The sequence below is a fragment of the Oceanospirillum beijerinckii DSM 7166 genome, from assembly GCF_000422425.1.
In the GTDB taxonomy this organism is placed as follows: Bacteria; Pseudomonadota; Gammaproteobacteria; order Pseudomonadales; family Halomonadaceae; genus Oceanospirillum; species Oceanospirillum beijerinckii.
In genome coordinates, this window is record NZ_AULT01000056.1 from 1 (window position 1) to 25,941 (window position 25,941).

Consider the following 25,941-nt stretch of genomic DNA (forward strand, 5'->3'; position numbering starts at 1 on the left):
CCCACCACCGGGGAGACGGTTACCGCAATATCCACTTCGTCATCCACTTCATCCAGATAGATATCTTCTGAATTCGAGGTGTACACATTGGGATAAAACAACGCCAGATACAGCGCCGTGAATTTAGATTTTTTCTGCACAACACCCATCAGGTCCGCTGTGCCGTAGGTATCCAATGCCATTTTCTTTTACCCTATAAACAAAAAAAGCCGCTTACGCGACCCGTTCAAACCTGCAAAACAGGACTAACCCGGTAACTGCAGACCAATCGGCGTACCCACAAAAGCACAAGCCTTCTGCACATCCGTTGCCGCCCCCGGCCAGGCCACCAGATCAGGGTTAAAGGTGCCTGCTTTGATCAACTGAACACTGACCGCACCGCCGGTACTATCCAGCACCGCAGGTGCCAGGCGCACCGCCACTTCAGTACCATCCGTGGCCGCAGGGTCCCAGATATGGAACTCCCCCGTTGATTTCTTCAAACCCAGCGGCGTATATTTCGCCACCGTCAGACCAGCGGCTAATTTACCCTCAACCGTCACCAGAGGTTCCGAGCCTGTTACCCAGGTTTCTGGAATGTACTGCTCTATCATAATTACCCCTTATCACCCGTCGCTTTTTCATAAGATGCCAGCAGGGCATTGCCTGCCGGAGCATCACCCGCATCCGCATCAATATCTGGCTGCTGCTCATTAGCCATCAGCTTATCCAGCGCGGTATTCATCTGATTCGATGCCGGAGCCGCCGGAATAGTCGCCATCACACCAATCGCTTCCTCTTTCGTCAGATTGGTGTTGAATGCCAAATAGTTGGCCGTAGCCTCACAACCCTTAGCTTCTTCAGCCTGCAAGATGCCACCAATACGGTCCTGCATCGCTGCAGCGGCATCAGCCGCACCCGTATCAACAGAAGCCGCTGCAGCCTGTTGAGCGGCAGGAGTAGGAGCCGGTTGCTGTGCTTCTGAATTAACAGGCGGCTGTTCCGCTACCTGCGTCGTACCGGATTGATCCGCCTTTAACTGCTGTTGTGTTCCTGCAGCCGCTGCAGCAGGATTGTTTTGATCAGACATAGCACTACCTGTTGTTGATCCCAATGTGATAACCCTGCCCTGACTGGACAGGTATTCTGAAAAATACTGCACGGCCTCATGACCGTTGATTAACTCATCTGCAAAACCAATATCCACCGCCTCTTGGCCGGTATAGACACCCGCCTCAGTCGCCAGCACTGCCTCTACAGACATACCCGTGTGATCCGCGACAATTTGCGCAAACTGCTGACGCAGCTTATCGGTAGACATCTGGAACTTATCCCGCACCTCATCCGGTAACGCCTGATAAGGATTACCCTCAACCTTGCATGCCCCGGAGTGAATCAGCGTGACTTCGACCCCATTCTCTTCCATCTGCCTAGCCCGACTGACATGAGCCATCACCACACCCACCGAACCCGCGATACCTGTTTGAGTAATCAAACGCCGATGAGCCGCACTTGCCAGCGCTTGGCCTGCAGAACAATTCATATCATTGCAGAGTGACCACAACGGCTTGCCCGCTGCATCCGCCATCTTGCGCAAGGTTTGCACCGTATCAAAACAGCCGGACACCTCCCCGCCAGGCGTGTGATTATCAAACATCACCCCCTTAACCCCAGCGTCTGCACAAGCCTGAGCCATATTCGCAATGATGCCGTCATAACCCGTGCTACCACTGTATGGCTGAATATGGCCGTATCGATGCCGCAATGAACCCGTCACAGGAACAACCGCTACACCGCCATGAACAAAATAAGGGCGCCTGTCGCACTCCACCCCATCATGCTCAGCCCGAAACCCCTTTGCAGGCTCCTGCAGCTTATGACCGGCCAGCACCTCACCTTCGACATCAACCAGACGCGAGATACCAAACCGATCCGCCAGCGCACTAAAGAACACCCGCGCATAACCCGGCTCAACCAGCAGAGGCCGGTTAAACACCTTTGCTGAAAGATGAGGTAAACCACTCATATCATCACCCTGAATTTCACCCATAAAAAAACCCGGCCAAATGACCGGGTTTCGAGAAACCATTAACGATTAATGCAGCAGCCTATGCCGCTCTGACCAAGACAGCGCCTTCATTTGAAAATCGCCCATCTGCCTTACATTCTCTTGCGGCGATCCTGTACCACCTGCCAGCAACCTGACAAACCGTACTAACAAAGCGTCTGCCTCAGCCTGTCGAGCAAAACGACCACCTTGAACACCAGCACTGAGATGACCATTTACCTGCCCCTCCCAGTCTAAAATCTGGACTACACGCTCTGCACCGTCCTCAATCTGCTGGATTTGCTGCCACACCTGCAGCAGCCGGAACGCCTCAGCATAATAGGCGATCTCTGCAGGCTCGGTAGACTCCAGCGCACCGACAGAGAAATATTCCGCAATCACCCGCTCTACCAACGCCATATCAACACCGGCCATCAGCATCTGATAACCCGTCACAGTCAGCACATATTCAGCTGGGCCATCCGCCACACCAATGCGATCCATACCATCCGCCCGGATCGACAACAGAAAATAATGCCGACCATACTCAAAATGACCTTGACCCAACAACTGACGGAACTTATCCATCACATAACCCGGACGACTATGAATCCGCTCAATATCACCCACTGTCAAACAGCGACGCCCCAGGTACTCTACAGGGATGTTGATCTCCAGCGGGGATTCATAACCAAATACCTGCTGTTTGGGCTGACAACGAGGATTTACAGCACCGCCGTTCTGCCAGTAATCCGACAAAACCTTGTAGCATTCTTTTTTGTACTGAATCAGGCGCTGTTTGATTTCCGGCTTAACTCTCTTTTCGTCTACGCCAAATAACCAACCGTTCAAATACTCAACAGGTAAGCAAAGTAGCTGGCGGTTTTTACCATCTTCAGCAACTGCGTGCATCATACACGCAGTTGAACTCAGCACTTCGTCACGCTGAATTCGCTGATTCTGTGCTCGCCACTGAAGCCCGATGTTTTCACATATTGGTTTCATGGCAACATACAATTGATTATTTTTAGGTATTACGGAAAGAGGTTGACCGTGAAAGTCTACAGTAGAGATTTGAATAGCCATAACTAGGCTCCTGTGATTTTTTCGTTAAAACCCATTTCGACGTGGGTGCCAGGAGGTTCGAAACGGTTCACAGAGACCGCGGACTTATTCCCCTTACAGGTATTTTATTCGTCGCCCTCCCGACCAGAATGGCGCATTACGAGCGCAACTCGGGCAAGGAAAATGCCAAATTTCAGGCACAAAAAAACAACGCTTACGGGGTTGTTGACCGTCTGTGAAAAGAGGTTTCGACGCCTCAGCCCAAATACTAGGGCTGAGGCATAAGCAATGTCAAGAACTAAACTAGTACTTCGACAGGTTCATCTTTATTTAACCGCTGTGACAATTTAATAGACTGATAATACTCATCCGCACTCGCCACTTTATTAATCAGAGCATTGATACCCAGCTCTTCCAGCTTTTGCTCAATCTCATCAATCGTGACATTAAAGTATTCTTTGCGACGATTCACCTTATTCACCCGGCGATCATCAAACACTTTATGCAGAGAAGACTCCAACTCAGGCGCATCATCAGACTCAATCAACGCATGCACATCAAAGGTAAAAGGCACACCCGCATCACCCAACTCTCTCACCCTATCCATAGGCTCCATGCGGCGAGTCATACCGATTTTTAATACATCCTCACCAAAACTACCGATATTGGAGATCACATAAACATGACCCTGCCTTGTTTCCTGCGCACGACTCTTAGCCCGCTCAAATCGCTGATGAGCCTCTTCAAGCTCAGCCTTCAGCCTCAAAAGCTCTTCTTCAAATCCAGCTCTATCAGCCTCTGATTGCTCAGCCATTTTCCTTTCCATTTCAGCAATGGCTTCTTGCTTGATTTTCTCTTCTTTCTCAGCCTCTTTCTGAATACGCTCAGCTTCCTGCCGTGCTTTCTTCTCTTCCCGTTCTTGTTCGCGTAGTTCTCTTTGCTGCTCTTTAGCAAGCTGCCTAGCCTTTTTGAAATTAATCTCAATTTCTAAACGCTTTACTAACAACTCTATAAACAAAGGCTTAATAAACGCTCTACTATCCAGACATTTAATTAACGCCTCTGTCGCTACAATTGATTCTGTCAATTTCTCTAATGACTGATGACCATTATTAGCCGTTGTTTTAGAGCACAGCATTTCAACGGTAGTTAACAGCAGAGCACCGGCCATATCAGCCTTAGTAGAGATAGCAACAAACTTACCTATATTGACATCTGAGCCACCAATTCTAATACCATCAATAGCATTGATAGCCAGCTTTTTAAGCTCAGCTTTGACCTGTTTACGATCCTCTTGATAGGTCTGACTTGATAGCAAATCCTCTTCATTGATTAGATCAACATCCGCAGCTATAGCACTGCTTCTATCAGTGATCTCATCAATCAATAATCTGGATTCCCTTAGTCGAGCTGCTATCTCTTTATCCGTGCTTTCAAGCCGCCTAACCCTATCCTCGCATTGACCAACCTTTTTCTGAGCATCTAGATCTACCTTTACCGCCTCTTTTCTGCTGGCAGAAACAATTTCTTCAGCTTTCTTTTGGGCCTCACCTATAAGCCCTGCAACACGAGCCTCAGCCCTATTAATAATATCTTCGCGTTTATTTGTTGTTCGAACAATTAAAACAACATTAATAATAGAGAGCACTAGACCCGTGATTAAAACCACTATCTCCATGACAAAAACATCCTTTCAGTTCTATGAGCAAACTTTGAAGTCTGTCTTTATGGAAACCTTATATCAACTAGGGAAAACCCTAGGCTGCCGCAATTTGAGCCGAGCTATGTACCCAACCTGGGTACACAGCTTTGACAAAAGGTGCAGCCGGGCCAATGGAAAACACCGAGCACTGACCTTTCGGGAGCTACCCTAGGCTGCACACAAACCTGCAGGCATAAAAAAACCCGCCGAAGCGGGTTTATTTAAAACAACCTGATTACTTATCTTTTTCTTTGAAGTAGTCGAGCAAAGAATCAAGCCCTTCGCCATGCGGGCCATCAAAAATATGCCACGAATTACTGACTTCAAAATAAATAGCACAATCTTCGTTAGACCAGTTATTACTAAAAACTACTGGCTCAGCATAAAAGACATCCGTATCTTCCTCTGACCGATCCACAACCCTCCACGCAATAACAGGCTCTTTGCTAAGCCGCACAATCCCGTCATCATCTTCTTCAGGAAGCACTACGTAAGCCTTCTTATTATCCGGGACTACTTGGACAATTTTATTCACCGTCTTAATACTCTTACTCATAACGCCCCTGTTTATTTCATAAACCTGAACAAAAAAGCCTGACCAATTGGCCAGGCTTTAAAACCTAAAACTAAAGCTTTATTTCTCTGATGTTTCGAGAAGCTTATTCATCTTTTCAAGAAGCTCTCTGTTAACCCGATCCGATTCATCTAGCTTTTTAGAAATGGCCTTAACCTCTTTTTCTAGGTCTTTGATAGCATCCTCATTGGATTCTTCCAGGTCATCAAGCTTATCTTGAACCACTTCAAGCTTTGTGTCTGCAACCTGAGTCGTGGCATTGAGATCATAAAGTTGCAATGCACCCCAGCCAAAGACAGCAAGAAGCGCAAGCAAAACAGCAACCGCAATATTGAGCCTATCTTCAACTTTACTTACACCAGCTGGCACCCCACCCAGAGCACCGATATCAGATTGCACTCTACCAATATCAGACTGAATACTACTTACATCAGTCCCAACAGAGTCAACTTTTTCTTTAAGGTCCGATATCTGATCACTATGCTCAGAAGAAGCATGAAGAACCCAGTCAAGTTTCTGCTTATCATCCGCACCACCTGACGGCACCCCGGATAATGGAGGCGGCTGGTTTTGAGATCCTGCTTGCATCATCACATCCCCCTATGATTCAGCCACTCCCAAGTCTCTTTATCATGATACCCCCAGTAACCACTAAAACTAGAAACTATATGAGGACCATAGATATTCACGGGATTCTGACCACTACCAAGCAGCACCATATCAACATCATGCGGGGTAATAGCTTTCGAATCACTCACAAGCCATGCTAACTCACCAACCTTCTTGTGATCATTAGGATATTTACTCTTTATCGCATCCTCAATGTTAGGTGCATTACCCACAGGAGGCTCCGCCAATGTAACAAGAAAGACAGCCATATCTCACTCCCAACCTAAAGACACAAGCGCTAAGAAACCAAACCTCTTAACGTTTCTAAATAACAATGATAGCCGGGATGGTAACGCAACAACCTACAGAAAACTACAGCGAACGACACAAGCCTCTGTCTAACCGGCTATTTCATCACTTAAGCCGCTTCCTGATCCGACTGCATTTCACCCATAATCTTGGCCGCATTCAGACTAATCAGGTCAGTCGGTAAGCCTTTCTCTTTGCGCTCTGCGATCTCCCGCATTTGCTGATCAAACACCTCTTGATAATCCTTACCCATTACGGCCAGTTCATCCTCATGGGTACTAGGGCCAGCCTCAATCCTGAGAATAGCCTCTTTCACTTCTTTCAGGCCGTCAATGGCAATGCGGCCCGTGCCGATCCAGCGGCAGCGAGTCCAGGCATTAATCCCCTGATAAAAATCACGGGTTGCACCTTTAGGCAGAGAAACCAGATTACGGAACAGCACTTCTTCCAGCACACAGCGAAAGATGATGGTCGCCTTGCGCTCTGCAATAATCTTGCGACGCCCCATAAAGTAACGCCAGTTCTCACCCAACGACGCCTTAACCGTACTGAAGGACATCTGTTTGAAATTCTTACTCAGCGTCTCAACCGGCAAATTCAAGCCCGCCGCCAGCCAACGCATTAAAGATTCCTCAAAATCCACATAGCCGTTATCGACATTACCGGGAGACTGTACATTTAGGCGCTCACCATTCATTAAGTGTGGCACCCGGACACCGTTCAATTTCAACCCTAAGTTGCTGTGATACGCATCCACAGTATTCATATGGTTCAGTAGATTCTGACTAGATAAATTACCGCCGCCCAGAATCTCTGATACCACATCCGGCGGCATATCACTCTCAATCGTAGCGGCAAACATGGCACTGGCCGCTGCATTTTGCAGTCGGATATGATGCGCTTTTGGCAGCATATGCATCTGTTCCAGTACGGTCAGAAACTGGTTAGCACCACGGGTTTGACCATCCTCAGACGGCTCAAAGATATGAACGAACTTTGGCCGACCATGGCGGGTTTCACGACTGACATAGCGCCATTCGTTACCCATGCCATGACCCAGGCCATAACCATCTGACTGACCACTCCGCACATGGTAGCCAGTCGCTGCACCATGACGATTAATAACGACACCTGCCTTCAGGCCATTACCATCCATCAGGCCGCCGGGGTTACTGACCCGTTTCGGTGCCACGGATTTAATGGCGGTAGAGATATAAGAGCCATTGCGCGGAATCCACTCAATCGCAAACATGTCTTCACCCGCTCTGGTATGAACCCCCACACCCTCACGAATCATCATTGTAAAGGTGCGCTTGCGTTCCGCATCCAGATAGCAACCAGTTGGATCTTCTGCGACCTCTTGCCAGACGGCTTCTACATCACGGGCAAACGCTCTGGCATCTTCTTGGCTGATCCCAAGCACCAGATGATTAGGCTTGTAGCTGAGCCGGAACAGCTCACCCACAATATTATCAATGTGCAGCTGTACGCCGTTGCTGGCAAAGGCGTTATTGCGCACCACATCCTCAGCTCTGGCATTACCCAGCCCCAAGTTAGGCAACAGAGCGGCATCCGCTGTTTTAACACTCGGATACCAGTCGGCCAGCTGACCACCAAAACCGGCACCGGCACCCTGATAACTCATATCCTGCCGCAAGGGCTGACCATCCAGGCCAACCAGTTGCGGTGATTGTGTCGATGCGATTGGTGCGTTCATAACTACCTCAGAAAACTCTAAATGCCCGGCGACGTTGGCTGGATGCCAATACGGATTCCAGCTCTCGAATATAGCTTCTTAGCTCACTCACATTGACCGGGGTATACTCCACCTTCCGGCCATCCTTTTGGATGCTTGCCACCCCTTTACCAGTAGTGACTTTATGTAACGCCGCTTTTGCTTCGTCTAACTGCGCTTGTGTAGCCATCAGCTTTCCTGTTGTTAACCGCCCATTCTGCGCCCCAGTTCGGCCAGTTGGTCAGCCACGCTTTTACCCGCTGCAGCGGGCGGAGGGTTTGGCCGATCCGTTTGGTGCCGGGTACTGGTCTGGGGTTTGAAGGTGCGGGTTTTGGGTTTAGGTTTAGAAGATTCTGGTTGTGGGAATTGGGTTTGTTTGGGTTCGACTGTTTCAGCCACATCCCCAACCACGATATCAATCGACTCAGCCTCTACCGTGCGCTCACAATGAATTTCAGTGATCAACTCACCTTCATCTTCACCGCTGAGCAAGTCAGTTTGCATCAGCCCTGCTTCAAACTGATCCCAGCGCTCAGGGCTCCACAGGTGAATACGCTCTGTTCGAGCACCATGCATGGCGTAGTTTTCACAATCCAAGGCCTCTACCCTAGCACCCGACCTTTTGATCCACTTCTTCTTACCGCCATGTTTGCGGGATGGAATCTTACTTTCACCCAACAACTGATCAGGGTAGTCATAGCGAACATCTTTATAGGCGTGCATTCTGCCTGACCCGCTACCAGTAAGCTTCAGCCTCTCAGAGACTAGATCTTTACCTTTTTCTACACCGACAATCCAAACCTGCAGACCAAGCTTGGAGGCTTTGGTTGTGGCGCTCAGATCAATCTTTTTCGGCGGCGTTGTGATTGCGCGCTCCAGGTCATTACTACCTTTAATCGCACGAACATTTACGCCCCGCCCCTGACGGGTTCGCACGTAGTGATAAACTGCATCAGTGTTGTCACCTGAGTCGATATGCATGGCAGTGACCGGCACCGAGCCAAAACGCACATGCGGATAGCGACCAAATACAATGCGGTCCAGCTCATCCCAAACGGGGTCATTTACATCACTGACACCGGCCTTAGCCAGAATCTCACCCCACCAGATCAGCCAGCTCTCCTCACCCTTACCCCAAGCGCGAATTACTATAGCCAATCGATCATCCTGAACATCAACACCGATAGTCAGCATCAGGCCGTTATAGGGCACGACCAGTTCCGGGTAATCTTCCAGCCGGTCGCGGATCTCATCCACGCCCGGTGAGCCGTCTTTATATTCGTAGGCTTCGCCGCAGGTGTTGTTGACGAAGCTGATCATCTCGGACTCATCACCCTGGTTCAGCTTGTGCAATGCCTTCAGGTAACGCTCCATCAGTACCGAGAGTTTGGAGCCATCAAACGGGGAATACAGCTCGTTGATATAAAACCCTACGGTGTCTTTAATCTCCGGCTTGTTGACCACCGGCACCAGTTTTTTGACGTTGCGGTTTTTGTCTTTATCGCTCCAGGGCTTTCCGCAACAGGGCGCCAGATAATAGGCAGTGTCGGGCAGGTAATCCCCGTAAATTTCGTGATTCCTGCCAGGCTGAATATCACAGGCGACGTATTCCCATTTCAGTACATGGGATTTACCACAATGGTGACAGGGCACCAGAAACTCAGTCTGGTTAGAGTGCCGGTACTCTTCTGCGATACGGCTATGGCCTTTAATTGTGGGGGTGCCACCAAAAATCACTTTCCGGTTTGGGAAGCTTTTAGCCCGCTGTTCCAGCAGGGCCACCGAATCCCCCTGACCTTTTACATCACTGGAACAGTCGTCGGGTTCTTCCACTGCTACCACAGGGGCTGACAGAGATTTGATATTGTCCGGTGCATTGGACGCGGCCAGTGCCAGAAAGCCTCCGGGAAAACGAATAAAGTCCAGCCGGTTGCCACTGGATTTGCTGGTCGAGACATCCACCAGCTCTCTCAGTACCGGCGTGGCCCGGATCGACGGGTCATATTTCTGGTCGCGGTACTTGCGAATTGTTTTCTCTTTCGGGAACAGCAATACCACCGGGCAGGGCTCCAGATGCGTCCGCTTAAACAGGTAGTTGTTCCACGCTCCATCAGTCCAGGCGGCCTGCGCTGATTTAAGGCAGATAATCTTGCGAACCTTCGGATCGTCCATCGCCGCCAGCATGTATTTAATCCAAGGTGTCGGGGCATCTTTGTATTTACCGGGGCGGGCGGTCTGTTCCGGTGCCATAAAGCGATATTTATTCGCCCATTCCACACTGCTCATCTTCGGTGGCGGTGCAAACTTCTTCAGCGCCCGTTCCAGCACCCGATTCAGATTCGAGACTAATTTCAGATAAACCTTCGAGGATTTGTCGAGAGTGGTCATGCAGAATATCCACGTCTATATCTGTATCGTATTCGGTATCCAGTTCGGCTTTCAGCTGAGCGTTACCGTTCAGTAGATCAGAGCGAATCGCGATCACGACATTGGTCAGCCGTTCTTCCACCAGATCGGCGGGCACCAGTTCTTCCAGATCTTTGGCATACGCCAACTCTTCACGGTTGGCCCGAATACTGTCTAATCGCTCTTTTGCGGTTTCAGTGTTCTTACCCGCCTCTTTCCGAACCAACCACTTAAACACCGCAACGGTGTCATAGGTGTTCGTTTTTCCCCGACCAGCATCATCCTTAATCGGAAAATTCGGGTGCCGCTGATACTCAGTAAAGGTGCGCTCTGAGATGCCGAATATCTCAGCCAGTTGCTTTTTATTCACATCCATAAATCACCCATCACAAAGTAAAAATCAGCTAACTTATTGATCCAATTGAAAAAGGAAGGAAGGTATAGGATCTCCCCCATCTACGAAAACTCCGCGACTCTACGACCCCGTATTACCAAAAGCCGCCAGAAGGACCCGCTGTTTTCAGAGGGTTACAGCCGATCCGGCCAGAAAGCCGAATCAAAAAAGAAAAGGGCAGTGACTGGCACTGCGATTCAAATTCATCTTAGTGCTGACTGCCAGTATGCCCAATGCCAGGATAACGCCTGACTCGTTTACGGAGCCCTACAGACCCAAATGATCAATAGCCTGTTCCAGCTTTGTGCGCAGAGTTGACTCAGTTTCACGAACCAGCGCCTTACCACCCGTCTGCTTAACCAACTCCAGCGCCTTTGCCATCTTTGCACTGCCTTTCAGATCAGACTTTTCAGCAGTCTGAACCGCATTCACCACAGCCGTTCTCAGCTGCTTATCCATCGCGGCCCGCAACAGAACACGACCTAAAAAGATCAAACCACGAACAACCAACGCCTTAACCATCATCCTCACCCCACTCAGTCAAATAACGCATGTAATCCTGCATTTCCTGCTTAGAGCGCAACGGATAGATATAGCGCTCCTTGCCGTTTTCCTTCACCCGCATCCACATCACGCGACCAGGCCGCAGATCCAGATGCAACATCGGCTCAGGCTTACCGCTCGGGCCAATGGTATCCAGATAAACACCGATACCGCCCCACCAAGGGCAACCCATAGCCACCAGCAAAGCTTTGCGGATATCACATTGCGGGAACACATCGCCCGCATCACTCAGCCGCTGCACTGCATAGTGACGACTGGTCATACTGCCATCGAAACGATACCAACCCCCCGGAAGCGGTGACGGAATCACTCGCTCACCTAACAGATCCCGATAGCCATCCAGAAAATAAATCAGCTTAGCTTCGAGATTCTCCAGCGATCCCTCAGGAAATTCATCAGGCTCAAACCATTTGATATCATCCCAGTCCATATCTAACGCATGATCAGGTACGACCCGCAGCTCACCACCGCCAGGCTTGTACTCAGTTTGCTCTTGCATTGCTCATCCCCGCTTGCCGCTCCAGAGCACCAACCCGATACTCCAGCGCACTAACCTTGCCCATCACGTCCGCTCTCTCCAGCCGATCCAGCTTTGACTCAATCGTCTTCAGACGCTCATCAAAACGAACCAGCGTCTCAAGACCCTCAGACGCCTTATTGGCACCCCAGCCCAGCACCGCCACAATGATCACTGCCAAACCAGTTTGCACATGACGCTCAAAACCACTAACGCCACCACCTGTTGCTTCCGCCGCCATTCAACACTCCCAAAATTCAGACATAAAAAAACCCGGCCATTGCTGACCGGGTTAAACCCCATGAGTAGATCACCGCCGAATTTCAGGCATAAAAAAACCCGAGGCGGTTAACCTCGGGTTTTATTTGGTCGCACGAATACGACGATGCCTGAACTCTAACGACCCAGTGCACAATGTGTCAAACACTTTTTTGACACACATACTCAAAAATACCTCTAAAAACCTCCCTGAGCCCCGCCACGCGGCGATCTCAATAACATTAATATTTTTTTATGAGCATCACCAAGACGGTAGTGAAACGCTCTATGCTTACACCCACACTTTTCAGCCTTCTCATCTCGTGTTAAATCTAAGCACATGTACTGCACCTCAACCGCCATCTGCAGCTTGACCGGCAACTTTGATACCGCCTGATCCGTATCAAAAACATCATCCGGCATACTGCCTGCGCTTGGATTTGTAGTACGTGACAGCTGACCACCACCGTCGATCAGCTTACCCAACATGCTGCTACCCGCCGCCTCTGTTGACCACTGACCGTCGTTTGCTAACCGCCATTCCCCCCAAATTTGCAAGCGGCGGTCGATAACAGGGATCAACCCAGCCCGCTTAGGACCAACCCGCTTAGGCTTAACCACTTCCGCTAAATCAAGATCATCCAGATCCTCCCTTACTCCCATCTCAACCTCCTAACGCCTGTTTCATTTGGCCCAGCCAATGCTGAGCGGTTTGTTTTTGCTGAACCGTTCGCACCTCCTGCCCGTTTCTGTGCTGAGTCAGTGACCGACCATCACAGCGCGGCAGCTCAAACTGTTCCCCCGCCATAGCCCGCTGGCACAGCCCCTGATAAACCTTCGCAAACCGCCGTTCCGCACCGTTAGCCGACTGATGCATATCGAACCAACCCACCTCACGCCCCGCGTGATAAACCACCCCATGAGACCACCTCGCAGCCCCCGGAGCATGAGCCGCCCGACACGCCTCACGGTAAGCAAACTCAACATCCGGCAGACCAAACTCAGCCGGATCAGGCCGACAGCACTTCAGAAACTCTGTCAGACTGGGTGGCTTATCGTACCGGGTCTTGCAACGCTCGATACCTGAGTCCAGCTCCTCATCTGTGAACTGAGACAGAGCGTTATCCCACTCGTTTTTAGCCACCTGAAGCGCCTCTGGCACCGGCCAACTACTGGTCCAGAGATGCCTGTAAATCCCCTGCATCCGCAGAAAAAACGCATCAATTCGCCTCGGAGCCTGCCGGGTAATACTGCTCGTATCCTGCCGGGGAGGTGTCATGGCCTGAGGAAAATTCGCCGTTCTGACCGTATTGCACCGACCCTGAGGTGAACTGGCCGGTAATGAGTTCGCCGCCTCCTGCTGAGGCATCATCCTGGCAAGACCATCCCTGACCGTCATACGGCCCGTGCGATCCGCAGGCGGCCTGATCGGCGTAGTAGTCCCATGCTCCTGCGCAACTTTCGGCATGGAGCTGGGCCGCTGATTTAGGTTTCTCAGAATGTCTTGATTGTTTTGCATAACCGAACTCCGTGTTATCCGTGTTAAACACACCACGACGTATGCCGCGCTGCAGATGCTGAGCCAGTTTGTTTTCCCACAGGCTCTGGGTAAGAACCGTTTCTGGTCGGGCCATCCAGTAGCAGACGAAATCTCTGACTTCATCGCTCAGGATGTGAGGATCAAGTTTCTCCAGCAGCAATCCACGAATCTGGCAACTCTGCAGAAAGCTTTCCTGCACTTCCCAGTCTGCAAACATCACAAATCGTGGCCGGGTATCCCCCCCCGGATCTGGAAAATCATCTTCGCGCGCACACGCACGAGTGCTGCTGGGTTCACTGACAGGTTCAAAAGAGTGACAGGTTCTGGGTGACACTGTGTCACCCTCCCCCCCTGACACTGTGTCACCCTCCCCTGACAGATTGTCACCCTCTTGAAATGGGGGTGTCAGATTGTCACCCTCTCTATCACTGGCCTCTGGGGTTTGCGCCTGCTTATCACCACCATCTGAATCAGAGCCTGACGAAAACTCCTGACCCTCGGTGAATTTCAGCGTGTAGAGGTTGCTTTGATTCACAAAATTATTGCGCTTTCGCTCCTCAATCTGGACGAAACCAGCCTCTTCCAGATCCTTCAAATGCCTGCGCACTGTCCGGGTACTCATCTCACACTGATCAGCGATATGCTGGATACTAGGCCAGCACACGCCACTATCATTCGCATTGTCTGACAACTTAATCAGCACGAGCTTACGGCTAGGATTCTTAACCTTGCAGCTAAGCGCCTTTACCATCCAAATCAAACTCATAAACCCCTCCCTCCAGGCGCAAAATGCCCCTGCGGCCTGAACGGCACAGTAAAAACAAAAGAAAATGTAAAAAAGAAAAAAACGGGCCGCTAAGGGCCGGAATAGAGACCTAGCAACCCGGTCAGGCAGACGCTAACCAGCATCACACAATCCATAAGAACTGCTACACGCAGCCGGATCAGCCGACGCTGCCAGCAGATCAAACTGACGACCACCGCGCGACGTTTTCGACCATTCCACCATTCGCCCGATCCCGTGCCGCTCATAGCTCACATCAGCATCAGAGGAAATCATAGGATCAGTCACAACAGGGAAAAATGTTGCAGATGCGCGACGGGCCGCATCGCTAACCAACCGCTCCCATTCCATAACACGCTCAACCTCTTCTGGCATTCTGAGCGCGATATTCTGCAACTCATCTTTGTTGCAGTTGACGCATGGCATACAACCCACACGACTCATACCCATCTTGTAGAGCGGATTAGGCTCTATTCCCATAACGCGATGAGCCTCAAACACAGACTCAGCAGACCAGCGCGCGATTGGTCGATAGTTAAATAACCCACCCCCAACCTCTTCAAATTCAGGTGCATAGCGTCGTGCTGGCGACTCATCCCGCCGGACCCCCTGCCAACTCCAAACAACATCACCCGCATCCAAGGCCGGGAGAAACACCTGCTCAATAATCGGATCACGCTTTAAAAAATCAGTACAGAAACGAGCCTTAGCAGATGGGAAGCGCCCCTTCCACATACACAGATCAAGAAACGGATTCCCCGTCGGCTTCAATACCGCCAACGCCCGATCCCGAGCTGCATCCGTCCAACCAGGCAAATCACCGGATTCCAACTTGCGCCGCTTACGCTCAATCTGAAATGAGAAATCAGCCTTCACCGTCTGTATTGGCAAGCCCACTGCATCGGACAGATACACCAGATAGTCATAGACCAATGGGTGCTCATGCCCTGTATCAGCAAAGACTAGCGCTAGGTTTTCAGCCTCCAAAGCCTGAGCAAGCAACACTGTCGCAGTCGAATCTTTTCCGCCGCTGACAGAGACAATATTCCACTTAACCACCTCCATCCTCCTTACCACCAAACTCAACCCAGCCCGCACTTGAGTGCAGCTGATTTAAATCCCGTGCCGCCTTCGCAATCCCATGCCGCAACACCAGAAACTGCTCCGAATTCAACTCAGACTCAGAATATTCACCGCCCTCCATCGCCTGCCCGGCCAGCATCACCAGCTCAGCAGCCTGAGCCAACAACTGACACGGCGACGGCGGCTTATCGCCCTTTAGCGGCTGCACCTTGTAGTCACACTTAAAATCCCGGTCCGGGTGCCACTGCTCACCATCAGAATCAATTCCATCCTCATCCAGATCATCAGGGCGATCCTTACGATTAGCCTCCCGAGAAACGCCAGTCACAAAACCAACGAACACATTGGTCACTTCCTCATCCCAGAACTCATCCATGTAGGTCTCTACCACCTCTTCGGCTGCCGCATCACGCTCAGCCCGAGTCGCGAAAAACTCAGTATCACCCGCCGGATCACAAACAAAAAACGGCTTATCCGCCACCGGATCTGTTACCGGCCAATCCTTATTACTCATACCGCAACCTCACCTTGATAATGCGCCGCCAGCCTTCCAATCAGATGCAACTGCCTTTGCGCCTCATAAACCGCCGCATCAATACGACGGGCTTCACGCTGATCAATCTCACCATCTTCCAACGATGTAACCAGCTCCTGTACCGCCCCGTTAGCCGCATCCATAGCAGCTGCCCCGCGACGCAAAACATCCAGATCACCCCGGCCCTGCACCTCATACATAAAATGCCAAATGGCACCCGCCGGTCGCAGCATCGCCGCCGCGATCCGCTCATCTTTCGTCAGAGAGAAAATCGCCGCTGCCTCTTCACCTGTCAGAACATGCGTCGCCATGTTGCTGTTCAGCTTGTTAGCCAGGGTCCGAGGGTTCCATGCAAAATAGCTCGCAACCGCCGCAATCCCGCCGGGGTATTCATAAACAGCGTGATAACACGCCTGTGTAACCGTCAGCGTCCCGCCATCGTGTTTTGTGTGACCACCCATGTGTCAAACTCCTTTTTTTCTACGTGTTACTGCCCAGTCTCTAATGGCAGAATCGGAAACAACTCTTCAACAGAGCAACCAAGAACCTGGGAATAGCGAAGCGCCTGATACACATCAGGTACACGCTTTCCACGCTCGTGGTACGAAACCGCAACCTGGGTCAGCGGAGGATCAAAAGCTTGACCAAGCTCGCCCTGACCAAGCTTTAACCGCTTCCTGACCATCAAAATGTTGTTTTTTGGTTTATTCATAATCAAAACATACCACAGAGTTATTTTTATGCAAAGCGTTAAGCTTTAAATAAAACACCAAACAACGTGTTATAACTTAGAAATGGATATCGGAAAGTTTATAAAACAAGCAAGAAAAGAAGCCGGACTAACCCAAGAAGAGTTAGGGATAGCCTGTGGCTGGGACGGCGGAACCCCTCAGGTTCGCATCGGCTATTACGAGAACAACAAGAGAAAGATATCCGCAGAAGACCTAGCAAAGATAGCTAAAACACTAAAAAAGCCAATATCCTACTTCTATCAAGACGCAGAAGCGCACGGACTGATCTCTGAATCAGCCGCGCTATACTTAGCAGAAACACAAACAAGCTCGACTCAAGAAATGGAGCGCTTAACACGCATAATCACTAAAGTCGAGCAAATCACCCAGGACAATCAAATAACACTGACACCAGAACAACGCGCCAGAGTTATAGTCGCGGTCATTGAAACCGAAAAAACCGAACAAGAAGAATCATCAGCCGCCACTATCAAAGCAGCCCTCAGAATGGCCTGTTTCTAAACACTCCGCCCAATAATACACGCGATCCTGCCACTCAGATAACGCAACAACACGACCTACAGGGTCGCTAATATCTTGAATATCAACCCACGCCTTTAACAACTCTACCGCTAACTCGTCCATCAAACACCTCAACAAAAAACATTCTTCCTTACCTAGCAAACTATCGTGGGGGGATAGGCAAATCACGCTACAACACAAAAAACAGCAAAGTAAATACACCTACAGACAAAGCATCACTTCCCCACCCAAAGTACCATCCCGCACAGCACTCCGTGAAACACCGCTCCAGAACACCATCAGCAACACGCAACCCACACACCCCATTCCTCTTAAATCTTGTAAAGCAGACAAACAAGGTCGCTATAAACCTAAAGGCCACCACCAATCACAAGCCTGAAAAATATTTTTTGAAAAATTCTCTTGAAAAAATTAACAGAGAGTTATTATTATAAATAACACTTAGTTATTTAAAGCTAAGACGCTCTTTAACAATTGAACTCAAAAACAGACTGATCCGTAAAACATCCACATGGATGTGCGTCACGATTCGATTAAGCACATACAACGCGCATAAAGTTTGCACTTTGCAAATGGCACAGCTAATGCTTAGTTAGATGATATTTAAACTCATCTTTACCGGAGCGACAGCCTATGACCCCACCACAGGCAGCCCGACTCAAGGATGCGAGACGCAAAAAAGGTTTAACGCAGAAAGAGATAGCCCGACAGCTCAACGTCTCTACACCGACGTATAGAGCTTGGGAGCGACCCGGAGGCGCTGAACCGAATACGATCAGCAAACTAATTGAGCTATGCGAACTATTAGAAATACCAATTGACTGGCTACTGACTGGCAAGACTGGATTACAGATCAACAAGCAGCAACGCGCCGCAATTGAGAATCTAATTGTCGCATTCTCTGAAACTCACTAACCAAAAAAAACGCCACACCCGTTTAAACAGGTGTGGCGTTTTTTATAAGGAGGCAGATTAATAAAACTTACTTATCAAGCGATACTCCCAGGCGTACGAACTCATAATTTCGCCTGTACCAAGAATTAAAACCTCTTCATTCACAATGCGGTCAAAGCGAAAAGTTCTAACCTCACCCCTGAGATAACAATGCCCTGTAAAGCAATCACTGCTCACGGAATCAATGCTAACTTCTCGCTCAGATATAGAACCACCGGCATCTTGATAGACAAAAGAAACCTTGCGCAACTCATCAAGCGTAAGGGCGCTCGCCCTTAATGCCTCTTCCTCTCGCCGCCTTGCAGCTGCTCTTATACGTGCATTTTCACGGATCTTCTTAAATACAAGAAAAACCACCATCAAAACAGCACCAAGCAAGAGCGCAAACTCATCCTCTGTCATAAAACACTCCTTGATAGAAAAACAGTCACGCTATCAAGAAGCAAGACAGAAAACTATTACACATACATACAATCAACCACTTGCCCCGCTATCACCCTCCCTAAGTCGTAGCGGGGCTTTTTTAGGAATCATCAGCATGGACAAACCACAATCACGCTGCAGCCAGTGTGGTGCAGCCCGAGCAGACCACGAGCTTAACGGCGTCGATCCTCTTGCAGACACACACGCCGAGAAATACGAACACGCCTACTGCCGCAACATTGCAGACTGCAACAGTGCAAAAGCCACAGAGCAAATCGCCGATCTACTTAACCACCTTTAGGACTGAGCCATGCGCTACTTATGGACCATCACCGCCGCGATACTCTTTATCGCCAGCTGCTTTTTCAGCACTCGCTTGCTGCTGCAGCTAGCCGACGACACCGCCACCGCAGTGGCTTACACGGCGGTAGCGGTGGCCTTGGCCCTAGTGCAATACGCATCACTCCCCAGAGCAATTGCGCTCTGGTCAGAGAACAAACTGAGCAGCGGCATCCACTTTGCTACTTTCGGGCTTTTAACAAGCCTGAGCATTGCAGCGAGTACCGGCGCTCTGATTGGTGACACGAGCCATCAACAGCAACAGGCTGTCACAAGCAGCACAGAATATCAGCTAATCATCAGCCAGATAGGGCAGCAACAGCAGCTCATCAAACAACTGCAGCAGACCGCCGCCATCGATGCTGATAACGGCTACCGCAGCCGATCCATTGCGACACTGAACAAGATCCCAGCGATACAGAACCAGATCAACCAACTGCAGCAGGAGCTGAGCAGCATCAAACCTCAGTCCAACACTGCAGCCACGGAATTATTTACCCGCATCGCCAGCCGCACAGAACTGGATGCAAACACGGTAATGACCGCTACTTATATCGCAATAGCGGTACTGATCGAATTAGCGCTGACCATCTCAGTCGCTGCAGCTGCAGAGCCTGCCCACAGATCAGAAGCTAGGGCACAGGCACAGGCAAAGAAAAGCCGGACATTTAGCGAATACATTTTCGATTCCGCAAAAAAAGAATGGGAAGAAATCAACGGAACACCATTCACGCCGGAATCGCAAATAGACAACCAGGCAATCAAAGCCGCACCGACGTAAGGATAGACAAATGAGCAACCCAGACCGCATCAGATCAAAGATCCAAAAACTGCTACGACTTGCAGGATCAGACAACCCTCATGAAGCCGAACGCGCCAAGGCACAAGCAAAAGCACTGATGGCCAAGCACAACACGTCAGAGAACGAACTAGAGATCATTGAAACCAAAGGCAAGCACATCCCACGCAAAAAGCTCAAAGACTACGAAAACTGGATAATCAGCAAACTAAAAGAAATCTCCGGTTGCGAAGTCATTCTTCACCACAGCGCCACACCTACTGGCAAATACCAAACCCATCCGACATTCCTCGCCCCTCAGGCCGAATCAGAAATTGCAGCGTACACATGGGACGTACTACAAGACCAAATCAAGGATTACCGGAAAAAGCATGCAAAAATTGGATTCAACACAGCTGAAATAGACACACTCCTAGTCGGCTGGACAGTATCTGTATGCGACAAAATAAGCGACATTTTCCCCAAAAAAGAAACACACCCAGGAGCCAGATCAATACTAGACAAGCAAGACCTGCCCACAGCCAAGACACTAAAGCGCAAGATTCCTCAGCAGCATATTGGGCTTGAGCAAAAAGGAATGCACGATGGGCTATCAGCAACACTGCATATCGCAGCCAGCAATCAAACCAAACAGACAGCCCTTTTAGAACAAGCAAGATAAAAACCAAGGAGACCAAACTAATGACCACACTCAACCCATGCCCAGCTTGCGACAGCGAACTACCAACCCACGAATCCTCACGAGAAACACAACAATCATGCATCAACAACCGAGTGCTCGCCCCCTTAGAACCAGCTCGCAGCATTAGCGGCTACTGGATACACCCCACGATACAGGCCAGCTACACCGAAACCACCTCTATCGCCGAACTCATCATAGAGGCATCGGAAGGCGAACTGACAGGCGAAACAATACTATTTGAAGAAGACGCAATACCACCCCACTGGAACCAATACATAGATGGCACTCCAGCCGAGTCATTTGCCGCGATACACAATTGGCACCCAAAATCCACCCATCCAAACGGCTTTTTGGTCGCCCTCTACAACGATGAAAACACAGGCCCGACAGCCATTTTTGCAGTACCAGAAGAACACATAGAAAAGGAAGACACCCAATGAAAACCCTGAGCGAAATCAACGCATTCATTAAAAACCTGACAAACTCCAGCGCGATCAGCCACACCGAAAAAGCAAACCTGCTTAAAGCCACTCAAAATATTGATGAGTACCTGAACGAACGCGATATGCTGGCATGGCTATACGATAAAAATATGGTCGCGATGCAAGCGGCCTGTATCGATGCCCAGGAAAATAGCGCCGCCGAGGGCATGAAGTGGATCTTCAACACCTTAAGCGGTCCCGGCCTGATCCCAGATGAAGATGAGCCTTATCACAATGACGCTCAAAAATACTTCAACCACCACGGCCCCGACGCCTGCCACTGCATTGTATGCGGCGAACCATCCCGTGTTATCGGCAAAGAAGTCATCTGCTCCGCCGCCTGCGAACGCGAACAACTTAAAGACAACGTACCCGCCGAGCAACACGCGCTATACGACCTAATCACGCCGTTCTGTGACAACAGACTGCACTCGATACGGAATTTCAAACTACCGTTCAGCCACGGCGATTATACCTACGCCACGAACAGCAACATCATCATCAGAACCCAGCGGATTGATGGCGTACCAGAGCGAAACAAAGAACATCAGCCACCCGTCGAGACAATAGTAAAGCTACTGCCCGACGAACACAGCTCGTTTGCAGTCACAACAGCACTCCATATACCCGAGAAATGCCCGGACTGCAAAGACGGCTCGGTCACATTCACCTCTGGCAACTGGATATATGAAACCCCATGTGCCAGCTGCAACGGAACAACAAGCGGTATATCAGATTCGATCTACTACACCCCAGAAGGTTTCAGCAGGCCTTTCCGAACCAGCAGCCTGGCACTCATCAAAGACCTGCCCGATCTCGAATTCTGCGCAGACCCAACCGACGGTCATCTACTGTTCTGGTTTCGCGACGGCTCAGGAAAAATCATGGGAGCAGACACCCCCGTCAAAAACCACGACAACACGCCCGGCACAACCCAAGAGTTTTACGCCTTGGTCACGCTGAAAGACGGATACGAAGTCGCCGCCCGACACAGATACAACCAAGCAAAGCAGCAGCACACATGGCACACGATCCGCGACCACACCCCCATCGATCACTACGATATTCGAGAGTGGACAGTAAAAAATTACTACTACCGATACTGATTAACCGGAGCAAAAACCAATGACCACACGACTCTGCCTTAACTGCAGAACAATTCTCACCCACGGCCAACTTAAATTCTGCAGCAGACTGTGCGAGAAGCGCAGTCAGCGACAACAACAACTAGCAAGAGATCACAGCATCACCAAGGGCAATATTGAAATCATCGCGCGATTGGGCGAGAACAACCGACCGGAATGGATACTACCCGGCTGCATAGTAACCAGAGACAGAAGAAAAGCCGAGCAGACAGCAGCAACACTCAGCAGGCTCACACAATAACGCAGGAGACCACCGCATGGCTTTGATGAGCATTGAAGATGCTGCAAAAGAGCTGAAGTTCCCAGGAGGCCGCAACGGCCTCTATAAATTCCTACGCAAGCACAGCGAGTTTCAAGGCACTGTCCCGCCCTATCATCTGTGCCAAATAAACAAATTCTTTGCCCGCGTAGATAGCCACTACATGCGCGGTGAGCGAATGATTCCCACGCAGCTCACAAAAGTGACCAACGACGGCATGACGTACATTGCCCAGCTAATGAGCGAACATCTACCAAAACCAGAGAAGGAGAAAGAGTGATGGCCTCGACATATTTTGGATTATTAGCAGAATACGAAACCGCAGAAATCCCATTAGAAAGCATCTGCACAAAATACTTCAGCATTAGCTTTTCTGTCGCGAAAAACCGAGCCAACAACCAGCAACTGCCTGTGCCTGCATACAAAGCAGGCACCAATAAAAGCCCTTGGCTAGTCAGCGCAGCCGATCTAGCCAAATATTTAGACGAAAGAAAAGAACAAGCACGCAGAGAGTGGGAGCAAATGAACCGACAACATGTGGCGTAGCATTGCTACGCCAGGTCTTCTGGCTTCAAATGCGTGTACCGCTTCAGCGTTTTCCAATCCTCATGCAGTGTAAATAGCTGCACCTGTTCAATACCATAACCCGCCTCAAACAATCGACTCGTTGCTTCGTGCCGCAGATCATGAAAATGCAGATCCTCAATTCCCAACACAGTACAAGCCCGCCTCCAAGAAGTAGAGACAGACTTAGGATCGTAAGGAAAAATATACTCCCCGTCTTTCGGTTGCTTCTGAATAATCTTCCACGCTGACGGCGTGTACTTAAACCGTTTGTGATTCCCCTTCTTAAACATCGGATGCTTGGCATCCCTCACCATGCCCGTTTGCCGCTCGTTATTATTATCATCCCACCGCAAACGACAGGTCTCAGCATCCCGCCGGGCACTGTAAATCTGAAACCACATAATATCTAACATTGGGATCTTGTTACGCCGATCCCGGTACTGCTTACGCCAGAAATACCGGCTCAACTTCCAAAGCTCGGTAGGCGTTGGCCGCCGCTCTCTCTGATTTGACCGGGCAATCAGTTTATGCTGACGACAGATCATCCGCGCATCCTCAATTACACCCAGATCCAATGGAATACCTCTGGCCACCCTCATTGCTTTAAAGATCACCCCGAGCCAGATCAGATCGTTATTCACCGTGGCTGGAGAGACACCACCAGATATCCGCCACCGAACGTGCTCAATCAAATCCTGAGACGTAACAACAACCGCCGGAATCTCTGCCAGCTTATATGTTTTCAGCCGAGCCAGGTCATAACCTTTGCTGCGCCCCCAGCCCTCAGCAGGCTCAAATAGCCCCTCATACTGCTCTATCACATCGCCGATCAAGGTGCCCGCATGGCGCACTTTTTCCAGGCCGCTTTGGTCCTGCAGTTCAAGCTCACGCTTGTTTGCCCACTCTTCTGCCAACTTCTTTCTATCGAACGTGCGTGACTCCCTGTGTATAATCCGGCCTGCCTTTTTTATTCGTATATCCGCCTTATACTTAGCCTTACCGGCTGCGGTTTCTCTTTTCGTAATCGTTGCCATGGGTGCGCCCTATTTAATCTCGGTGCGCCTTGCGAAAAAAGGCGCACTATAGGCGCACTAATATACGAAAAAAGGTTAAAAACGTGCAATAAAAGATAGGTAAATATACAGTGACCGAGACCACCAAAACCGCAAGCGCTCCTTTAAAATCAAGCGCTTACCCTAATATACGGTTTTCGGTGGCCCCTATGTCGTACTGGACAGATTGCGGATAGCATCGGTATTGGTCAACATGGAAGCAAACTCCTGCTTTAGCGCATCCATCACCTGAGCAATTTCAGCGGAAGCTTTTCTGGAGTCTTCGGCAAGACTGCGTACCTCATCAGCCACAATGGAGAATCCCCGGCCGTGTTCACCGGCCCGGGCCGCTTCAATGGCGGCATTCAGTGCCAACAAATTGGTTTGGTCGGCAATGGTCGTAATCAGGTTCACCGAGGCAGAGACCTTCTCCTGATGCTCATTCACGACTTCAACAGCACGTACGGTCTGATCAATGGTACCGGCTAATTGACCAAAGTGTGCTTTCATCTCGGTCAGGGCTGCAATACTGCTGTGAGCGGATTGGGCATTTTCTACCGACAGGCTTTCCAGCTCTTCCGAAGCGGCGACGATACCCAGCATATCCTTCTGACTGGTGGTCAGGTTCTTCAGCAGGTTCTCCGCATTCAAGTTACCCAGTTTGGACAGTAGGTTATTGCGTTTCTCGTGTTTGCTGTTTTCCAGCAAAATATCCAGCGATTGGTTGCCCTTTTTCAACGCCTCTTTATAAGCACCGTGCAGGCCAGAGGTCTGCATCTTGCGGTAGAATTTGCCTTCACTGGCAAACTTCAGTGCCGTGGATTGTTCCCTAAAGCAGGTTTCCAGCTGATCCAGCATATTGTTGAAGTGCCAACACACCCGGCCCAGTTCATCATCCCGGTCAATATGAGTGATACGGGAGCCAAGCTTGCCATCACTGATCTCCTGTGCAATACGGGTAATCTCACCAAGGGGACTCAATGCCTGCTTCAGGCTGCGCAGGTAAAGAAAACCACTGCCCAGGCCAAACCCCATTAACAGCAGAAACCAGACCCAGTCCATCGGTTTGCTGCCATGGGAGATCGCTCCCAATATTCCGGCTACTGTGAGCAGAACATTCAGAAAGACAACCACATAGGTTGCTTTAGAGAGATAAGATAAATTCTTCATAACTGGTATTCAGCTCATCGAGTTTGGATGTTAGCAGGCCCAAAGATGCATTGATGGCATCTTTGGTGCCGACACGTTTCTCCTCAGCCAGCATGGCTGCATAAATATCCGTCATCAGTGCCACAGCCTCTTTTTTCGGTCGACGGCGTACAGAGAAATAACCGTTAATCTGTCCGCGTTCGTCAAAGTCTGGCGTGACATTGGCAAATACCCAATAGTAGCTGCCATCTTTGGCCATGTTCTTCACATACGCAAAACATTCATTGCCCTGAGCGATGGTTTGCCAGAGAAAATAAAATACGCCGCGTGGCATATCCGGGTGACGAATAATATTGTGTTGAGCCCCTAACAGTTCCTTCTCCTGATAACCGGATAGTTCCAGAAAGATCTCATTGCAGTAGGTGATACGACCTTTGGTATCGGTCTTGGAAACCACAAAGTCGCCCTCTTTCAGTACGCGTTCATGGTTGATAGGGGTAATTTTTCTTTTCATTGGAAAGCAGCCTGATCCTGGGTCGAGCGCATTGGGGTAGTACGAAATCACAGGTCGCCTGACGGAGTGATCTCTCAATGCTTAATTTCACAGCGCTATTCATTGCTTCACTTTAAAATATAGCAGCTGATCCTGGATGGTCGTTGAGTGTCTGATGGCAGAGGATATCTCACCGCTGACACGGGATGTTTTTGCTTTTAG

At 49.9% G+C, this 25,941-nt stretch carries 33 protein-coding genes and 1 pseudogene; 8 read left to right on the plus strand and 26 right to left on the minus strand.

Annotated elements, in window-relative coordinates; genetic code table 11:
- From H579_RS0116085 to H579_RS0116195, 22 genes and pseudogenes are all read right to left on the minus strand, one after another.
- Positions 1-182: pseudogene (locus H579_RS0116085) on the minus strand (hypothetical protein); the annotation flags it as partial.
- A 63-nt stretch (positions 183-245) separates the two neighbouring features.
- Positions 246-593 carry a head decoration protein gene (locus tag H579_RS25970; RefSeq protein ID WP_036566418.1) on the minus strand — a complete coding sequence of 116 codons (348 nt, stop codon included), beginning with the start codon at positions 591-593 and terminating at the stop codon, positions 246-248.
- Positions 594-595: 2 nt separating this feature from the next.
- Positions 596-2,029, minus strand: coding sequence for a S49 family peptidase (locus tag H579_RS0116095; RefSeq protein ID WP_036566419.1), 1,434 nt, complete (start codon positions 2,027-2,029; stop codon positions 596-598).
- Positions 2,030-2,074: 45 nt separating this feature from the next.
- Complete coding sequence (locus tag H579_RS27985; protein WP_051227694.1) at positions 2,075-3,112, minus strand: phage antirepressor N-terminal domain-containing protein; 1,038 nt, start codon at positions 3,110-3,112, stop codon at positions 2,075-2,077.
- 277 nt (positions 3,113-3,389) lie between these two features.
- Complete coding sequence (locus H579_RS0116110) at positions 3,390-4,769, minus strand: GIY-YIG nuclease family protein (RefSeq protein ID WP_028301553.1); 1,380 nt, start codon at positions 4,767-4,769, stop codon at positions 3,390-3,392.
- Between the two features lie 259 nt (positions 4,770-5,028).
- Positions 5,029-5,349: a hypothetical protein gene (locus tag H579_RS0116115; protein WP_028301554.1), complete on the minus strand. Its 321-nt coding sequence runs from the start codon at positions 5,347-5,349 to the stop codon at positions 5,029-5,031.
- 78 nt (positions 5,350-5,427) lie between these two features.
- Complete coding sequence (locus H579_RS0116120; protein ID WP_028301555.1) at positions 5,428-5,958, minus strand: hypothetical protein; 531 nt, start codon at positions 5,956-5,958, stop codon at positions 5,428-5,430.
- Positions 5,958-6,245 carry a hypothetical protein gene (locus tag H579_RS0116125; RefSeq protein ID WP_028301556.1) on the minus strand — a complete coding sequence of 96 codons (288 nt, stop codon included), beginning with the start codon at positions 6,243-6,245 and terminating at the stop codon, positions 5,958-5,960. Before H579_RS0116125 ends, H579_RS0116120 begins: the two co-directional genes overlap by 1 nt.
- Positions 6,246-6,394: 149 nt before the next feature.
- Complete coding sequence (locus H579_RS25980; protein ID WP_084624173.1) at positions 6,395-8,002, minus strand: phage portal protein; 1,608 nt, start codon at positions 8,000-8,002, stop codon at positions 6,395-6,397.
- Positions 8,003-8,009: 7 nt separating this feature from the next.
- Positions 8,010-8,210: a phage head-tail joining protein gene (locus H579_RS0116135; RefSeq protein ID WP_028301557.1), complete on the minus strand. Its 201-nt coding sequence runs from the start codon at positions 8,208-8,210 to the stop codon at positions 8,010-8,012.
- Between the two features lie 14 nt (positions 8,211-8,224).
- Positions 8,225-10,306, minus strand: a complete 2,082-nt coding sequence (locus tag H579_RS29700) for a terminase gpA endonuclease subunit (protein ID WP_051227696.1) — start codon at positions 10,304-10,306, stop codon at positions 8,225-8,227.
- Entirely contained in the window at positions 10,281-10,802 is a 522-nt protein-coding gene (locus H579_RS0116145; protein ID WP_028301558.1) for a terminase small subunit, read from the minus strand. Before H579_RS0116145 ends, H579_RS29700 begins: the two co-directional genes overlap by 26 nt.
- 285 nt (positions 10,803-11,087) lie before the next feature.
- Entirely contained in the window at positions 11,088-11,345 is a 258-nt protein-coding gene (locus tag H579_RS0116150) for a hypothetical protein (protein ID WP_028301559.1), read from the minus strand.
- Positions 11,335-11,883, minus strand: coding sequence for a hypothetical protein (locus H579_RS0116155; protein ID WP_028301560.1), 549 nt, complete (start codon positions 11,881-11,883; stop codon positions 11,335-11,337). The genes H579_RS0116150 and H579_RS0116155 overlap by 11 nt, the downstream gene beginning before the upstream one ends.
- Positions 11,867-12,142 carry a hypothetical protein gene (locus H579_RS0116160; protein ID WP_028301561.1) on the minus strand — a complete coding sequence of 92 codons (276 nt, stop codon included), beginning with the start codon at positions 12,140-12,142 and terminating at the stop codon, positions 11,867-11,869. Before H579_RS0116160 ends, H579_RS0116155 begins: the two co-directional genes overlap by 17 nt.
- 215 nt (positions 12,143-12,357) lie before the next feature.
- Complete coding sequence (locus H579_RS0116165; RefSeq protein WP_028301562.1) at positions 12,358-12,822, minus strand: hypothetical protein; 465 nt, start codon at positions 12,820-12,822, stop codon at positions 12,358-12,360.
- Between the two features lies 1 nt (position 12,823).
- Entirely contained in the window at positions 12,824-13,438 is a 615-nt protein-coding gene (locus H579_RS27990) for a replication protein P (RefSeq protein WP_342662794.1), read from the minus strand.
- Positions 13,380-14,465: a helix-turn-helix domain-containing protein gene (locus H579_RS27995; protein WP_051227699.1), complete on the minus strand. Its 1,086-nt coding sequence runs from the start codon at positions 14,463-14,465 to the stop codon at positions 13,380-13,382. Before H579_RS27995 ends, H579_RS27990 begins: the two co-directional genes overlap by 59 nt.
- Before the next feature lie 132 nt (positions 14,466-14,597).
- Positions 14,598-15,542, minus strand: a complete 945-nt coding sequence (locus H579_RS0116180; RefSeq protein WP_211224735.1) for a phosphoadenosine phosphosulfate reductase domain-containing protein — start codon at positions 15,540-15,542, stop codon at positions 14,598-14,600.
- Positions 15,535-16,080: a hypothetical protein gene (locus H579_RS28000; RefSeq protein WP_051227701.1), complete on the minus strand. Its 546-nt coding sequence runs from the start codon at positions 16,078-16,080 to the stop codon at positions 15,535-15,537. The genes H579_RS0116180 and H579_RS28000 overlap by 8 nt, the downstream gene beginning before the upstream one ends.
- A complete protein-coding gene (locus H579_RS28005) occupies positions 16,077-16,562 on the minus strand; it encodes a phage regulatory CII family protein (protein ID WP_051227704.1) in 486 nt (161 codons plus the stop codon). The genes H579_RS28000 and H579_RS28005 overlap by 4 nt, the downstream gene beginning before the upstream one ends.
- A gap of 26 nt (positions 16,563-16,588) precedes the next feature.
- Complete coding sequence (locus H579_RS0116195; protein ID WP_036566421.1) at positions 16,589-16,813, minus strand: helix-turn-helix transcriptional regulator; 225 nt, start codon at positions 16,811-16,813, stop codon at positions 16,589-16,591.
- Positions 16,814-16,895: 82 nt separating this feature from the next.
- On the opposite strand from H579_RS0116195, the gene H579_RS28010 reads away from it, so the two are divergent.
- Complete coding sequence (locus tag H579_RS28010) at positions 16,896-17,354, plus strand: helix-turn-helix domain-containing protein (RefSeq protein WP_051227706.1); 459 nt, start codon at positions 16,896-16,898, stop codon at positions 17,352-17,354.
- Between the two features lie 654 nt (positions 17,355-18,008).
- On the plus strand, positions 18,009-18,290 hold the full coding sequence (locus H579_RS26015; RefSeq protein ID WP_036566422.1) for a helix-turn-helix domain-containing protein: 282 nt from the start codon (positions 18,009-18,011) through the stop codon (positions 18,288-18,290).
- A gap of 57 nt (positions 18,291-18,347) precedes the next feature.
- Here the strand turns inward: H579_RS26015 and H579_RS0116210 are convergent, their stop codons facing one another.
- Positions 18,348-18,731 carry a hypothetical protein gene (locus H579_RS0116210; protein WP_028301565.1) on the minus strand — a complete coding sequence of 128 codons (384 nt, stop codon included), beginning with the start codon at positions 18,729-18,731 and terminating at the stop codon, positions 18,348-18,350.
- 331 nt (positions 18,732-19,062) lie between these two features.
- Here H579_RS0116210 and H579_RS0116220 point away from each other — a divergent pair, with 331 nt between their 5' ends.
- The 6 genes from H579_RS0116220 (at position 19,063) to H579_RS0116245 (ending at position 23,004) form a co-directional block, all read left to right on the plus strand.
- Positions 19,063-19,872: a hypothetical protein gene (locus H579_RS0116220; protein ID WP_028301567.1), complete on the plus strand. Its 810-nt coding sequence runs from the start codon at positions 19,063-19,065 to the stop codon at positions 19,870-19,872.
- A 10-nt stretch (positions 19,873-19,882) separates the two neighbouring features.
- A complete protein-coding gene (locus tag H579_RS0116225; RefSeq protein WP_028301568.1) occupies positions 19,883-20,551 on the plus strand; it encodes a DUF2786 domain-containing protein in 669 nt (222 codons plus the stop codon).
- Positions 20,552-20,571: 20 nt separating this feature from the next.
- Complete coding sequence (locus H579_RS0116230) at positions 20,572-21,012, plus strand: hypothetical protein (protein WP_028301569.1); 441 nt, start codon at positions 20,572-20,574, stop codon at positions 21,010-21,012.
- The gene (locus H579_RS28015; RefSeq protein WP_051227709.1) at positions 21,009-22,160 is read left to right on the plus strand and encodes a hypothetical protein; all 1,152 of its coding nucleotides are present in this window, start codon (positions 21,009-21,011) and stop codon (positions 22,158-22,160) included. Before H579_RS0116230 ends, H579_RS28015 begins: the two co-directional genes overlap by 4 nt.
- A gap of 296 nt (positions 22,161-22,456) precedes the next feature.
- Positions 22,457-22,738, plus strand: a complete 282-nt coding sequence (locus H579_RS0116240) for a hypothetical protein (RefSeq protein WP_028301570.1) — start codon at positions 22,457-22,459, stop codon at positions 22,736-22,738.
- On the plus strand, positions 22,738-23,004 hold the full coding sequence (locus tag H579_RS0116245; RefSeq protein ID WP_036566423.1) for a pyocin activator PrtN family protein: 267 nt from the start codon (positions 22,738-22,740) through the stop codon (positions 23,002-23,004). Before H579_RS0116240 ends, H579_RS0116245 begins: the two co-directional genes overlap by 1 nt.
- A 5-nt stretch (positions 23,005-23,009) precedes the next feature.
- On the opposite strand, the gene H579_RS0116250 is transcribed toward H579_RS0116245, so the two are convergent.
- From H579_RS0116250 to H579_RS0116260, 3 genes are all read right to left on the minus strand, one after another.
- Complete coding sequence (locus H579_RS0116250; RefSeq protein ID WP_028301572.1) at positions 23,010-24,059, minus strand: tyrosine-type recombinase/integrase; 1,050 nt, start codon at positions 24,057-24,059, stop codon at positions 23,010-23,012.
- Positions 24,060-24,245: 186 nt separating this feature from the next.
- Positions 24,246-25,247 (minus strand): methyl-accepting chemotaxis protein, encoded by a 1,002-nt coding sequence (locus H579_RS0116255; RefSeq protein ID WP_028301573.1) that lies wholly within the window; start codon positions 25,245-25,247, stop codon positions 24,246-24,248.
- A complete protein-coding gene (locus H579_RS0116260) occupies positions 25,222-25,740 on the minus strand; it encodes a PAS domain-containing protein (RefSeq protein WP_028301574.1) in 519 nt (172 codons plus the stop codon). Before H579_RS0116260 ends, H579_RS0116255 begins: the two co-directional genes overlap by 26 nt.
- Between the last annotated feature and the right edge of the window lie 201 nt (positions 25,741-25,941).